The organism is Telluria sp. ZB4P34, from assembly GCF_059686055.1.
Genome location: NZ_JCASIF010000007.1, coordinates 23,722 through 37,339 on the forward strand (window position 1 = coordinate 23,722; position 13,618 = coordinate 37,339).

Sequence of the window (13,618 nt, forward strand, 5' to 3'; positions counted from 1 at the left end):
TTCATGGACGGGACGCCCATGATAACCGCGGCGCACGGCGCGCGTCAGGCGATGCTGGTTGCCTGCGCGCGCGCCGCCACGGCCTCCACCGACTCCAAGATGCGCACCAGCGCCATCATGTCCACCGGCTTGACCAGGTGGTGCGCGAAGCCGGCGCCGATGGCCCGCTCGCGGTCCCTGGCCTGGCCATAGCCGGTGATAGCCACCAGCACCGTGTCGCGCGTTTCCGGCATCGCGCGCAGCTGCTCGGCGAGGTGGTAGCCGTCGATGTCGGGCAGGCCGATATCCACCAGCATGGCGTCCGGCCGCTCGGCCCGCGCACGCCGCAGCGCCGAGCGCGCATCGTATTCGACCGCCGTGTGGTAGCCCTGCACGTTCAGGAGCGTGGACAGGCTGTCGGCCGCATCGGCGTTATCGTCCACCAGCACCAGGCGCAGCGGCCGCGCCAGGCGCATGCCCTGGGCGTCCTGGGCCGGCCCGCCAGTGTCGCCGGTGGCGTCAGGAATGGCCTCGACGCAGGGCAGCGACAGCGTGAAGCGGCTGCCCATGCCCACACCCTCGCTGTGCGCGCTGACTTCGCCCTGGTGCAGCTCGACCAGGCGCTTGACCAGGGTCAGCCCCAGTCCCAGCCCACCCTGCGAGCGCGCCAGCGTGCGCGCCCCTTGGGTGAACAGGTCGAACACGTTCGGCAGCAGCTCGGCCGGCATGCCCGAGCCGTTGTCGCTCACCGTCAGCCGCATGCGCCCCTCCACGCTGTCCAGGGCCAGCGCGATGCGCCCACCCTTGGGCGTGTACTTGGCCGCGTTGTTGAGGATATTCGCCACGCTCTGCACCAGCCGGGTGGTGTCGCCGCGCACGGTCACCGCTTGCTGCGGCAGCGCCAGCGCCACCTCGTGCCCTTTCTCGGCGATGAGCGGGCGGGCCTGGTCGAGCGCCCCCGAGACGATGTCGCGGAAGTCGACCACGCCGAGCTTGAGCTTGACGAGGCCGCGCGTGACGCGCGAGACGTCGAGCAGGTCGTCGATCAGGCGGCTCATGTGGCGCACCTGGCGGCTGATGATGGTGCTGGTCTGGCGGATGCGCGGCTCGTCCTTGAACTGCATCGACAGCAGGCTGGCGGAGCTGCTGATCGGCGCCAGCGGGTTGCGCAGCTCGTGGGCCAGCATGGCCAGGAATTCGTCCTTGGTATGGCTCAGGCGCTCGGCCTGCACGCGGGCCGCGCGCTCGCTCTGCAACAGCGCGTCGCGCTCCAGCGCGGACTTCTGCGCCACCTCATACAGGCGCGCGTTGTCCATCGCGATGGCCGCCTGCGCCGCCACGCCGGCGATGATGCGCTCGGTGCGTTCGGTGAACGCGCCGGGTTCCGGATGGCCGAAGCACAGGCCGCCCAGCACTTCGCCGGAGCGCGAGACCACGGGCACCGCCAGGTAGCTGCGCATGTCGAGGTGGCCGCGAATGCCGCACCCGGCCCCGAGCGCCGCATGGCGCGGGTCGCAGCCGATGTCGTCGCTGCGCAGCGGGCGATCGCCGTCGAAGACGGGGCGCGGGATGTCGGTGGCGCACGGCTTGCCCGGCCCGTCCAGCCCATCCAGCACCGTGCGCGCGCCTCCCGAGAGCGTGGTCAGTTGCAGCGGTTCGTCATGCGCGCCGTGCGCATCGTAGAAGAAGGCGCCGAAGCGTGCGCCGGCCAGCTCGGTGGCGGCGTCGGTAATCGCCTGCAGCAGGGTTTCCAGGTCGAGCGTCGAGGCCAGCGCCTGGCCGGTGCGGTTGAGCATCTCGAGCACGCGCTTTTCGTCGCGCAGCGATTCCTCCACGCGGGCGCGCCGCAACACTTCGCGGGTATGGCGCGCCACGTCCTCGGCCAGCGCCACTTCCTGGTCGCTCCAGTGGCGCGCGCGCTGCTCGTGCAGGTAGAAGACGGCAGCCAGCCTGCCCTCCTCGATCAGCGGCACGATCACCATCGAACGGGCGCCGATGCCGGCGTAGGCGGCCGCATGGGGCGCCGCGCGCGCGTCGAGGGCGATGTCGTCCAGGCGCAGCGTGCGCCCGCCGCGCAGCTGTTCGATGATGGCGGGACCGAAGCTGTCGAGTTCGCGCGACTCGCCGGCCAGGCTGGCGATGCTGCCGTCGGTCCAGTCACGGTCCACGCTCACGCTGCGCCCAGCTGCATCGACCTCGCCGTAGCCGACCCGGCCCACACCCAGGTACTGGCCGGTCAGGGTGCTTGCCGCTTCCATCACGTGGACGGCGTCGACCAGGCCGCGCAGCGTGTCGCTGAGCTTCAGGTGGAAGGCGTGGCGGTGCTCGGCCAGCACGCGCGAGGTGCTGTCGGACAGCACGAAGTAGACGCCCATGATCGCGCCATCGTGACGCACCGGGGTGATCGACACCGAGAAATAGCGGCGCTCCAGCTTGCCGTTGCGGTAGAAGTCCGCGAGCGCATTCTCGAGATGCACCGGCTGCCCCGCCAGCGCCTCGGCGACCTGCGCCTGCAGCCGCGGCCAGAGCTCGGGGCGCACCGAGGGATAGGGCTGGCCCATCGCAGCCGGATGCTTGTCGCCAAGCAGCTCGGCATAGGCGTCGTTGTAGAACAGGCGCAGCTCGGGTCCCCATGCGATCGCCATCGGAAAGCGGGTGGCCACGATCAGGTCGGCAATGGCCTGCATGCCTGCCGGCCAGTTGTCGGACGTTATCGAGGGAAAAACGGACCACGGACCTGCATTGGCCTGTCCGGGCAGCGCCGCGCCGCCTTCCGGCAGCAGGGAGAGACTGCTTTCGTTACTCATCAGGATCGCCCCAGTGGGTTTGCGCGGCGCCGGTCGCAGGCAAGGGAGGCCTGTCGCCGTAATTTGTTGTCTCGCCGCTAACTTTTTATATCCGGGGGATTATATCGAGCATCGCCGATGAGCCGCGCGCGGTACGCCGCAGCCCGTCTAGGCGAAGCGTGACCGGTACTCGCTCGGCAGCACGCCCAGTTGGGCGGCGAAGGCCCGCCGCAAGTTGTATTCCGTGCCGTAGCCGCTGTCGCGCGCTGCCCGCTTGACCGTCATTCCCGGCTGTTCGAGGAACCGGCAGGCCGCTTCCAGGCGCAGGCGCGCCAGCAACTGCGCAGGTGTAGTGTCTGCTTCCGCGCGCAGTCTGCGGTGCAGGGTACGGACCGACAGCGCGCAGGCCGCCGCCATCGCCTCGATGGCGATCACCTGCCCCAGGCGCGGGCGCAGCCAGGCGGTCAGCAGTGCGCAGGTACCTTGCTCATCGGGCGCAGCCAGGCCTCCCGAACTGAACTGGCGCTGTCCGCCGGGCCGCTTCAGGAAGAGCAGCATGCGCCGCGCCACTGCCAGCGCGCTAGCACGGCCGAGGTCGTTTTCTACCAGGGCCAGCGCCAGGTCCATCCCCGCGCTGATGCCCCCGGAGGTGTGGAACCTGCCGTCGCTGACCGTGATCGCATCGTCCTGGACCAGCAGGGCTGGATGCTGTCGCCTCAGCTCGCCCACGTCTTGCCAATGGGTGGCGGCGCGGCGGCCATCGAGCAGGCCGGCGCGCGCCAGTACGAAGGCGCCGGTGCAGACGCCGCAGATGCGCGCCGCGGTATGGTTCGCCTGCCCGAGCCAATCGACGGCGGCACTGCCTGCGGAGGGCAGGTCCGCCACCCGGCCGCCCGATACGACGATGGTGCCTCCGCGGGGAAGGGAGGTCGGCAGCGGCTCGCACGCAAGGCTGACGCCCGACGACGAACTCACCAGGCCGCCGCCTGCCGCGACCACGTGGATACGGTAAGGCAGCATGCGCCCCCCATCGCGCGCCTCGTCATTGGCAGTGGAGAAGACCTGGATGGGGCCTGTCGCATCCAGCAGCATGAAGTTCTGGAACACCAGCAGCCAGATATCGACGGGGCTGTAGAGACCGGTGCAGGCGCCGGTATGCGGGTCGGATGGAGTGCTCATCGTGGCAGATATTCAACGATGAATGGCATGGATGTCAACGATCGGGCACTTACAATACGAGCCTTAATTCTCCAGATGAGGCCTGCCGTCATGCGCTATCGGATTTCCATTGCGATTCCCTTCGCCGCCGCCCTGTTTGCCGGCGCTGTCCGCGCCGACGCGCTCGACGATGCGATCGGGCGTGAGATGCAGCGGCGCCAGGTACCGGGCGTGGCCGTGGTGGTGCTCAAGGACGGCAAGATCGTGCGCGAACGCGGCTATGGCCTGGCCAATGTCGAGCACGGCGTGCCGGCCACGCCCGATACCATGTTCCAGTCGGCCTCGGTTGGCAAGACCTTCACCGCCGCCCTGGTGATGCTGCTCGAAAAGGACGGCAAGCTGAAACTCGACGACCCGATATCGCGCCACCTGGACAATACGCCGGAGGCATGGGCCGGCATCACGATTCGTCACCTGCTCACGCACACATCCGGCCTGGGCGACCCGTATACGAAGATCGACCTGCGCAAGGACTACACGGATGACGAGCTGATCGCGCTGGAGGCCTCCATGCCGCTGTTGTTCGCTCCCGGCGAGCGCTTCGCCTACAGCAATGCGGGCTACCATTTGCTTGGCTTCATCTGCCGGCGGGTAGGAGGCAAGTTTTTCGGCGAGCAGCTGAAGGAACGTATCTTCGCGCCGCTCGGCATGAGGGCCGACGTGATCAGCGAAGCCGACATCGTGCCCCACCGCGCGGCCGGCTACGAGCGGATCGACGGCAAGCTGCAGAACCAGCGCTGGGTAGCGCCCAGCCTGAACCGGACTGCCGACGGCACCATCCAGCTGAGCGCGCGCGACCTGGCGCGCTGGGATATCGCGCTCGACGGCGACACCATTCTCGACACCCGCATCAAACAGGCCAGCTGGACGCCGGCCCGGCTGGCGGACGGCAGCAGCGGCCCTTATGGTTACGGCTGGTACGTCGGCAGCTACAAGGGCCGCCGCACGGTGCAGCACGGCGGCGCCTGGCAAGGTTTCAAGGCCCTCTACCTGCGCTATCCCGACGAGCGCCTCTCGGTCATCGTGCTGGCAAATTCTTCCGCCGCGCGCCAGGGCAAGATCGCCGACATGATCGCCGCCCACTACGTGCCTGCACTGGCCGTGGCGCGTGCGCCGGCGATCCCGGACGCCGATCCCGCCAGCACTGCCCGTGTGCGTGCGACTATCGGACAGCTACTTGCGGGTCAGGTGCCCACGGGCCTGTCGGAGCAGGAACGCGGACGCTTCACGCAGCGCTGGGTGACTCAGCTCGCCAACGAGTTCCGCGACTTCGGCGCCCTGCGCTCGGTCGAGGTGCTGGCGCGCGGTAGCGAAGGCAGCAGCGCGACGGCGCGCTACCGCTTCCTGTTCGAAAACGAGAACGCATTGCTCGCCACGCAGATCAGCCCGACCGGCGTCATCGAGCGGCTCGGGATTTCTCTCGAGTGACGCCCCCCGGTCAAGGCCGTACCAGCTCAGCGCTCGACCGAAAACCGGAAACGCGACTCGGTTTCATACACCTCGCCCGGACGCAGGATCACGTTCGGGAAGCGCGGCTGGTTCGGCGAATCGGGAAAGTGCTGCGGCTCCAGGCAAAAACCGCTGCGGTGGGTATAGACCCGGCCCTTGCCCTGCAACGAACCGTCGAGGAAATTCCCGCTGTAGAACTGCACCCCCGGTTCTTCGGTGAACAGTTCAAGTACCCGCCCCGACACCGGCTCGATCACGTGCGCCGCGCGGGTCATCGCCCTGCCCTCCGGCTTGTCGAGCGCGAAGCAGTGGTCATAGCCCTGGCCATTACGCAGCTGGACGTCGTCGTCGTCGATGCAGGCCCCGATCGCCTGCGGCCAGCGGAAATCGAAAGGCGTGCCGTCCACCGGCGCCAGCGCGCCGAGCGGGATCGATTCGGCGTCGATGGCGACGAAGCTGTCGGCATCGATGCTCAGCACGTGGTCGAGGATGGCGCCGCCGCCGGCCAGGTTGAAGTAGCAGTGCTGGGTCAGGTTGACCGGGGTGGCCTTGTCGGTCACGGCGTGGAAGCGCACCACCAGTTCATTCGTATCGAGCAGCTGGTAGGTGACGGTGGCGGTCAGATTGCCCGGATAGCCCTGCTCGCCGTCGCGGCTGGCGTACACCAGGCGCAGGCTGTCGCCTGCCACCGTGGCGCTCCACTTGCGCTTGTCGAAGCCTGGCGCGCCGCCGTGCAGGTGGTTGTTGCCGTTATTGACCGGCAGCGTGAAATCCTGCCCGTCGAGAGTGAACCTGCCCCTGGCGATGCGGTTGCCGCAGCGTCCGATCAGGGCCCCGAAATAAGGGCTGTCGGTCTCGTAGGGGGCGAGCGTGTCGAAGCCCAGTACGACGTCGGCCAGCCTGCCCTCGCGGTCCGGGACATGCAGCTCGGTGATGATGCCGCCGAAATCGATGATCTTCGCCACCATGCCGTTTGCATTGGCGAGCGTGAACTGGGTGATGGCCTCGCCGCTCCGGGTCTGTCCGAAGGGCGCTTGGGTGATACCGGTGCGCACGTTGTTGTCGTCCTCGTCTGGTGGACGGCCGCCCCGATAGGGACCGGCCATGAATGCGCCGATCCTAACATGGGGGCGGACATCGCCCGCGCACGCGGTCCGCCAGGAGCCTTGTCGAGTTTCGTTACCAAATTACAACACATGCTTAAGTAGAAACACGTAGTTTGCGCTGGATCGTGCGGCATTTTGGCTACGCGCACATTCTTCTAGGAAGCGGTGTAAGCAAGGCGTCAAGCAAACATGGCATCATTTCGATGCAATTAATAATGTCGATCCTTGAAACACCCCGTTTCTGTCAAGTACAGCGACAACGGCGTTCGGACTTCCCAACAACCACCGGAGACACTCAATGAACAGAAAGTTCCTGGCCATCGCCCTGTTATCCACCCTGCCGCTGGCGGCCCATGCGCAGACCAGCGTGCAGATCTACGGCATCGCCGACGCCTCGATCGGCATCGAAGATACGGATGCACCGGGCGAAGACAGCCGCACCGTGGTCAGCTCGGGCACCCAGTCGACCAGCCGCATCGGCTTCCGCGGCACCGAAGACCTGGGCAACGGCCTGAAAGCGCTTTTCAACATTGAAGCCGGGGTAGCCCTTGACAACGGCGCCCAGGACGCGGCCGGCACCTTCCAGCGCCGCGCCGTGGTGGGCCTGCAGGGCGCGTTCGGCACCATCACCGTGGGCCGTGAATATGGTCCGATCGCCGCGGTGGCGCAGTCGGCCGACCCGCTGGGCCACGGTTTCTACGGTTCCACCCTGGGCGGTTTCGGCGCCAACCGCCTTACCCGCCGCCTGTCCAACTCGGTCAATTACAAGAGCAATGCCTTGAGCGGCTTCACGGTGCTGGCAGCCTACAGCGCAGGCGAACGCCAGACCGACAACCCATCCGGCAACCTGATGGGCGCGGCCGTCGAGTACAAGAACGGCCCGCTGTACCTGGGCGCCGGCTACCAGCAAACCGAGCGCCTGGCCACCGGCGACGACAAGGAATACACCTTCGGCGCCGGCTACACCATCGGCGCGATCGACCTGCGCGCCGCCTACATGGAGGCCGAACCGCAAGGCCCGAACAACGAGTTCAGGTTCATCACCGTGGGCGGCTCCTACACGGCCGGCGCCAACAAATTCTTCGCCTCGCTGCACCAGCAGCGCCTGGAGACTGGCGCACGCGGCAACGGCTTCTCGCTGGCCTACAGCTATACGCTGTCGAAGCGCACCAACCTGTACAGCACCTACGCGCGCGTGCGCAACAACGGAACCGGGGTGTTCGGCCTGAGCTCGGCCGGCGGCACCTTCGCTCCGCCGGCCACCGCATTCGGCGCCGATCCGTCGGTGTTCAACGTGGGCGTGCGCCACTCGTTCTAAGCGCGGCGCTTCTCCCAATAAAAACGGCAAGCCTGCAAAGGCTTGCCGTTTTTGCTTGCAGGCCGGGTTTCGCTATCAGGCCGCCAGGGCTTTCAGGGCGCGCTGCTGGGGCGCGCGCGGCGCTGCCGGCGCGGCTGCCGGCGCGGCGCCATTGATGCGGAATGCCGCCATCGCCTCGTTCAGCTTGACCGCCTGTTCCTGCATGGCCTCGGCCGCTGCCGCTGCTTGCTCCACCAGCGCGGCGTTCTGCTGCGTCACGTGGTCCATCTCCACCACGGCCTGGTTGATCTGCTCGATGCCGGCAGTCTGCTCCTGGCTGGCCGAGGTGATCTCGCCCATGATGTCAGTCACGCGGCGCACGCTGTCGACGATTTCCTGCATCGTGGCGCCGGCGTCGGCCACCAGCTTGCTGCCGCTGGCCACCTTGTCGGTCGAGTCGTTGATCAGGGCCTTGATTTCCTTGGCCGCCGCCGCCGAACGCTGGGCCAGGTTGCGCACTTCGCTCGCCACCACGGCGAAACCGCGGCCCTGCTCGCCCGCACGTGCTGCTTCCACGGCCGCGTTCAGCGCCAGGATGTTGGTCTGGAACGCGATGCCGTCGATGACGCCGATGATGTCGCTGATCTTGCCGGCCGAAGCGTCGATTTCCGTCATCGTGCCCACCACCTGGACGATCACGGCGCCGCCGCGCTGCGCCACCTGCGAAGCCGCTGCGGCCAGCACGTTGGCCTGGCGCGCATTGTCGGCGTTCTGCTTGACGGTGGAGGTCAGTTCTTCCATCGAGGATGCGGTCTCTTCCAGCGACGAGGCCTGCTGCTCGGTGCGGGCGGACAAATCCTGGCTGCCGGCCGCCACTTCCGAGGCCGCCACGGTGATCGTATCGGTGCCGCTGCGCACGGTGCCGACGGTGCGCGCCAGGTTCTCGTTCATCGTCTTGAGCGCCTGCAGCAGCTGGCCGGCCTCGTCGCGGGTGCTGACCTCGATGCTGCTGGTCAGGTCGCCGGCGGCGACGGTGTTGGCCACTTCCAGCGCACGCTGCACCGGACGGGTGATCGAACGCGTGATGCTCCAGGCGATGGCTGCGCCCAGGCCCATGGCGACGACGCCCAGCGCCCACATCAGGCGCACCGTGTTGTCGTAGGTTTGCTGTGCTTCGGCGGCCTTGGCGCTGCTGATGGATTTCTGCAGCGCGCTCTGGTCGGCCACTGCTTTCTTCAGGTTGACCAGCAAGGGACGCAAGGTCTCCGCCAGGTACTGGCGCGCTTCTTCGTCGAGGCCTTCCTGGACCTGCTTGATCAGGGTGTCCTGGCCCACGACGTACTGCCCGCCGAAGGTGTTCATTTTCGCCAGCAGCTCACGCGCCTGCGGATGCTGGAGGGTCTTGTCCAGATCGGAAAGAATCGCTTGCATCTGCTTGCGCGAGGCCATGACGACTTCCAGCTGCTTCTGCCGGTCGGCCTGCTCCGCGGTCAGCATCATGTTCCGCAGTGCGATCGCGATATTGTTGATCTCGTCGACCAGCTGGTTGGTCGCTTCGATCCTGGGCATCCGGTTGTTGACGATTTCGTCGGTGCCGCTGTTGATACGGCCGAGCATGACGGTGCTCGTCAAAATCACGCAGACGAGCAGGGTACAGATGACGCCGAAGCCGAGGGCCAGGCGCGTGCCGATATTCAGGTTTGCCAGTTTCATGGTGGTTCTCTCGATTGCGCCAGGCTTCCTGCCCGGCTGTTGGAATGGTGTTTACGCTGCTTTTTGCACGCTGTTGACCAGGCCGAGCTGCTCAGAGCTCATCAGCTTGTCGATGTCGAGCAGGATCAGCATGCGTTCGCCAACGGTACCCAGTCCGGTGATGTAGTCGCCGTCCGCGGTCGAGCCCATGTCGGGCGCCGGGCGCACCTGCTCGTCCGTGAGGGTAACCACGTCCGACACGCTGTCCACCACCATGCCGATCACGTGGTTCTTGATGTTCAGGACGATGACCACGGTGAACTGATCATAAGCGGGCTCGCCCAGCTTGAACAGGATGCGCATGTCGACAATGGGCACGATCGAGCCGCGCAGGTTCGTGATGCCCTTGATGCATGCCGGCGCACTCGGCAGCATGGTCGGCGCTTCGTATCCGCGGATTTCCTGCACCTTCAGGATGCTGATTGCGTATTCTTCCCCGGCCAGGCGGAAAGACAGTACTTCGTTGTCTTGGCTAGTGTTGGCGGTATCCATACTCTGGTCTTCATTTCTATTCTTCTCAGGCATCGATTGCCCGAACGCAAGATACATTACGTCCAATCTGGTGCAGATTCGATGGAGAAATGGCAAAACGGCGGATATTTAAGTCCACATTGGTGCGCGATATGGCTTTGCCGCAACACTTTTGACCCGCTCATACTGTATTCATTGCTTCGACGAAAACATATAGCACGAGCGTTCGCTACATTCCTTTCAAGACGCCGTTCTCGCGCCGGCGCCGCTGACGGGTGGGGAACGACGGCGTCCATCGCTGGCGCCGTGCGAAAACGGTGATTGCGCGCATGGTCACGTAGAATCAAAGCCTTCCTCCCGTCTACCGTTCACCGTGACCGCCAGTTCTCCTCCCGTCGTGCGCCGTCCCCTGCGCGCCTACCTGCTCTGGCTGGTGCTGGCCACCCTGCTCCCAGGCGTCGTGGGCGCCTCGCTGTTGTTCATCAATCAGTACCAGAAGGCGCGCGCCCAGATCGAGCGCAACACCCTGCAGACGGTGCGTGCGCTGGTGCGCAGCGCCGACAACAAGCTGCTCCAGGGCCAGTCGATCGCCGAGACCCTGTCCACCATCGATGCGCTCGAGGCCGAGGATTTCGCGCGCGTGCATAGCCAGGCGCGCGAGGCGCTGGCGCTCGCCGGCGGGCGCATGAACGTGGTGCTGCGCGACCGCAGCGGCCAGCAGGTGTTCAACACGGTGGTCGACTACGGCAGGCCGCTGCCGCTCGACCCGTCGCCTTCCGTCGAGCGCGTGTTCGCCACCGGCCGTCCCGCCATATCGGACGTGTTCACCGGCGCGGTGCGCCGCCGCCCCACCGTGAGCGTGGACGTACCGGTGCGCATTCGCGGCGAGGTGCGCTACGTCCTGAGCCTTGCCATGGCGTCGGACGACTTCGCCGACATCCTGACGCCGAAATCCGTGCCGGAAGGCGCGGTCGCCTCGCTGTTCGACCGCCGCGGGATCATCATCAGCCGCAACATGAATCCCGAGAAGTCGGTCGGCAAGCCGGTCAATCCGCTGCTGAGCAGCGCCGCCAGCCGCAGCGAAGAAGGGACCATCGACTCGCGCTCGCGCGAGGGCGTCCCCCTGCTCAGCACCTTTTCGCGCTCGTCCGTCACCGGCTGGGGCGTCGCGATCGGGGTTTCTCGAGCGACCCTGCGCGCCGAGCTTCTCGGACAGCTCGCCCTGATGGCGGGCGTAGCCGCGGCGCTGTTCACGATCGGCCTGTGCCTGGCCTGGCTGATCGGCGGCCGCCTGGCGCGCTCGGTGCAGGCCTTGAGCAGCCAGGCCGTGGCGCTCGGCCAGGGCGCGGCGCCGCCGCCGCTGCCCGAGATGCACGTACGCGAAGCTGCGGATGTAGCGGGCGCGATCGGCAATGCGGCCACGCTGCTGGCGCAGCGCTCGCACGAGCTGGCGGCCAAGGAATCGGCGCTGCGCGAAACCCACATGCTGGCGCGCTTCGGCACCTGGCACTGGAACCTCGACAGCGAAGAGATCGAGGTGTCGGCCTCGGTGCCGCACATCTTCGGGCGTCCGATGCCGCCCTTCCTCCAGCAGCGCGGCACCCTGCTGAGCGACGCGTCCTGGCTGGAAGTGCAGCGCCTGACTGGCGAACTGGTGCGCATGGGCGGCAGCGGCGCGCTGCAACTGCAGGCTTGCCACGCCGACGGGCGCCGCATCTGGCTCGACTACCGCTGCGAATGCGTGCACGGGCCGGACGGCCGCGTGCGGGCCTTGCGCGGCACCTTGCAGGACGTCACCGAGCGCGTGCGCGCCGAACAAGCCCTGCGCCAGGCCGACCAGCGCAAGAACGAATTCCTGGCGATGCTGGCGCACGAGCTGCGCAATCCGCTTGCCCCGATTTCCTCGGGGGCCCAGCTGCTGGGCAAGGGCAGCCTCGACCCGGCGCGCACCAGGCAGATCAGCGCCATCATCGCGCGCCAGGCGCGCCACATGGCCGGGCTGGTGGACGACCTGCTCGATGTCTCGCGCGTCACGCGCGGCCTGGTCGACCTGAGCCGCGAGCGCATCGACATCAACGCGGTGGTGCAGGATGCCGCGGAACAGGTCCAGGCGCTGGTACGCGACAAGGGCCACCGCCTCGAGCTCGCCCTGCTGCCGGCGCCCTGCTACGTGGAAGGCGACCGCAAGCGGCTGGTGCAGGTGGTCGGCAACCTGCTGCACAACGCGGCCAAGTTTACCGAAGGCGGGGGAGCCATCGCGGTGGCCGTGAGCGCCGGCAGCGACACCGTGCTGGTGGAGGTGCGCGACAACGGCATCGGCATGCTGCCGGAGGAACTGGAACGCGCTTTCGACATGTTCGTGCAGGGCGAGCGCACGCCCGACCGCTCGCTCGGCGGCCTCGGCATCGGCCTGGCGCTGGTGCGCAGCCTGGTCGAGCTGCACGGCGGCAGCGTGGGCGTGGCAAGCGCCGGCCAGGGCATGGGAACGACCTTCACGGTGCGCCTGCCGCGCTGCGCCGGACGCGGCGCGATCGATGTGGCGTCGACCGCTGGGAACGCAGCCGTAGCCGCAGACGTAGCCGCAGCCGCGGCGCCCGATGCGCGCCTGAAGGTGCTGGTGGTCGACGACAACGTCGACGCGGCCCAGGTACTGGCCATGTACGTCGGGGCCCGGGGCCACGACGTACGGGTGGAACACGGTTCGCAGGCCGCACTGGCCCAGGCGTCCGGCTTTGGGCCGGACCTGTGCCTGCTCGACATCGGGTTGCCCGAGATGGACGGCTACGAGCTTGCGCGGCGCCTGCGCCGGGATCCGTCCACCGGACGGGCGACCCTGGTGGCAGTCACCGGCTACGGCCAGGAGCAGGACCGGCGCAACAGCACGGCGGCCGGCTTCGACCACCACCTGGTCAAGCCAGTGGACATGGCGAGCCTCGACCGGATCCTGGCAGACGCGCTCGCCGCCTGAGCACTCCGGACGCTGCGCCGCGTCAGCGCTTGACCTGGACGCGCAATGCGTCGAGGCCGAAGCCCCCAGGCGCGAACAGCTTGCGCAGCGTGCACATGCCGGGGTCTTTCCAAGTGCTTGCCGTGCACCAGAGCTGCCTGCGCGTCTATACTGGGCCTTTTGCCCAAGGGGTCACGCCATGTCCATCACACGCCGCAGCGCTGTCGCCGCCCTGGCCACCCTGCCCCTTGCCGCCCGGGCCCAGGCCACAATCGAGAAGAAGGAAGCCACCCCCATGTACGGATTGATCGGAAAAATGCGCGCGCAGCCGGGCCAGCGCGACGCCCTCATCGCCATCCTGCTGGAGGGCACTGCAAGCATGCCGGGCTGCCTCAGCTACGGCATTGCCAAGGACAAGCTGGAAGCGGACGCGCTGTGGATCACCGAGACCTGGGTCGACCAGGCCAGCCACAAGGCCTCGCTGTCGCTGCCGTCGGTGCAGGCGGCCATCGCCAGGGGGCGGCCGCTGATCGCCGGTTTCGGCGAGCGCTTCGAGACCGAGCCCGTGGGTGGACACGCCACCATGTCGAAGCGCTCCGCGTAAAGCATCGGC

Annotated in this window: 9 protein-coding genes; 4 read left to right on the top strand and 5 right to left on the bottom strand. The window is 67.4% G+C overall.

What is annotated here, in order from left to right; genetic code table 11:
* Nucleotides 1–44: 44 nt before the first annotated feature.
* Together AC56KL_RS13465 and AC56KL_RS13470 are read right to left on the bottom strand one after the other, a co-directional pair.
* Entirely contained in the window at nucleotides 45–2,786 is a 2,742-nt protein-coding gene (locus AC56KL_RS13465) for a GAF domain-containing protein (RefSeq protein ID WP_497180670.1), read from the bottom strand.
* A 147-nt stretch (nucleotides 2,787–2,933) separates the two neighbouring features.
* The gene (locus tag AC56KL_RS13470; RefSeq protein ID WP_497180671.1) at nucleotides 2,934–3,944 is read right to left on the bottom strand and encodes a GlxA family transcriptional regulator; all 1,011 of its coding nucleotides are present in this window, start codon (nucleotides 3,942–3,944) and stop codon (nucleotides 2,934–2,936) included.
* Between the two features lie 90 nt (nucleotides 3,945–4,034).
* Here AC56KL_RS13470 and AC56KL_RS13475 point away from each other — a divergent pair, with 90 nt between their 5' ends.
* Nucleotides 4,035–5,411: a serine hydrolase domain-containing protein gene (locus AC56KL_RS13475; protein ID WP_497180672.1), complete on the top strand. Its 1,377-nt coding sequence runs from the start codon at nucleotides 4,035–4,037 to the stop codon at nucleotides 5,409–5,411.
* Nucleotides 5,412–5,437: 26 nt separating this feature from the next.
* On the opposite strand, the gene AC56KL_RS13480 is transcribed toward AC56KL_RS13475, so the two are convergent.
* Nucleotides 5,438–6,538, bottom strand: coding sequence for an aldose epimerase family protein (locus tag AC56KL_RS13480; RefSeq protein ID WP_497180673.1), 1,101 nt, complete (start codon nucleotides 6,536–6,538; stop codon nucleotides 5,438–5,440).
* A gap of 298 nt (nucleotides 6,539–6,836) precedes the next feature.
* On the opposite strand from AC56KL_RS13480, the gene AC56KL_RS13485 reads away from it, so the two are divergent.
* On the top strand, nucleotides 6,837–7,856 hold the full coding sequence (locus tag AC56KL_RS13485; RefSeq protein WP_497180674.1) for a porin: 1,020 nt from the start codon (nucleotides 6,837–6,839) through the stop codon (nucleotides 7,854–7,856).
* 75 nt (nucleotides 7,857–7,931) lie between these two features.
* Here the strand turns inward: AC56KL_RS13485 and AC56KL_RS13490 are convergent, their stop codons facing one another.
* Nucleotides 7,932–9,548: a methyl-accepting chemotaxis protein gene (locus AC56KL_RS13490; protein ID WP_497180675.1), complete on the bottom strand. Its 1,617-nt coding sequence runs from the start codon at nucleotides 9,546–9,548 to the stop codon at nucleotides 7,932–7,934.
* 51 nt (nucleotides 9,549–9,599) lie between these two features.
* Nucleotides 9,600–10,079: a chemotaxis protein CheW gene (locus tag AC56KL_RS13495; protein WP_497180676.1), complete on the bottom strand. Its 480-nt coding sequence runs from the start codon at nucleotides 10,077–10,079 to the stop codon at nucleotides 9,600–9,602.
* 352 nt (nucleotides 10,080–10,431) lie between these two features.
* On the opposite strand from AC56KL_RS13495, the gene AC56KL_RS13500 reads away from it, so the two are divergent.
* Both AC56KL_RS13500 and AC56KL_RS13505 read left to right on the top strand, forming a co-directional pair.
* Complete coding sequence (locus tag AC56KL_RS13500; protein ID WP_497180677.1) at nucleotides 10,432–13,026, top strand: hybrid sensor histidine kinase/response regulator; 2,595 nt, start codon at nucleotides 10,432–10,434, stop codon at nucleotides 13,024–13,026.
* 178 nt (nucleotides 13,027–13,204) lie between these two features.
* Nucleotides 13,205–13,609, top strand: coding sequence for a putative quinol monooxygenase (locus tag AC56KL_RS13505; protein WP_497180678.1), 405 nt, complete (start codon nucleotides 13,205–13,207; stop codon nucleotides 13,607–13,609).
* Nucleotides 13,610–13,618: the final 9 nt, after the last annotated feature.

What these genes read in the sequence shown, in the direction of transcription:
- AC56KL_RS13465 (WP_497180670.1), bottom strand. Translation starts at nt 2,786, where the DNA reads ATGAGTAACGAAAGCAGTCTCTCCCTGCTGCCGGAAGGCGGCGCGGCG.
- AC56KL_RS13470 (WP_497180671.1), bottom strand. Translation starts at nt 3,944, where the DNA reads ATGAGCACTCCATCCGACCCGCATACCGGCGCCTGCACCGGTCTCTAC.
- AC56KL_RS13475 (WP_497180672.1), top strand. Translation starts at nt 4,035, where the DNA reads ATGCGCTATCGGATTTCCATTGCGATTCCCTTCGCCGCCGCCCTGTTT.
- AC56KL_RS13480 (WP_497180673.1), bottom strand. Translation starts at nt 6,538, where the DNA reads ATGGCCGGTCCCTATCGGGGCGGCCGTCCACCAGACGAGGACGACAAC.
- AC56KL_RS13485 (WP_497180674.1), top strand. Translation starts at nt 6,837, where the DNA reads ATGAACAGAAAGTTCCTGGCCATCGCCCTGTTATCCACCCTGCCGCTG.
- AC56KL_RS13490 (WP_497180675.1), bottom strand. Translation starts at nt 9,548, where the DNA reads ATGAAACTGGCAAACCTGAATATCGGCACGCGCCTGGCCCTCGGCTTC.
- AC56KL_RS13495 (WP_497180676.1), bottom strand. Translation starts at nt 10,079, where the DNA reads ATGGATACCGCCAACACTAGCCAAGACAACGAAGTACTGTCTTTCCGC.
- AC56KL_RS13505 (WP_497180678.1), top strand. Translation starts at nt 13,205, where the DNA reads ATGTCCATCACACGCCGCAGCGCTGTCGCCGCCCTGGCCACCCTGCCC.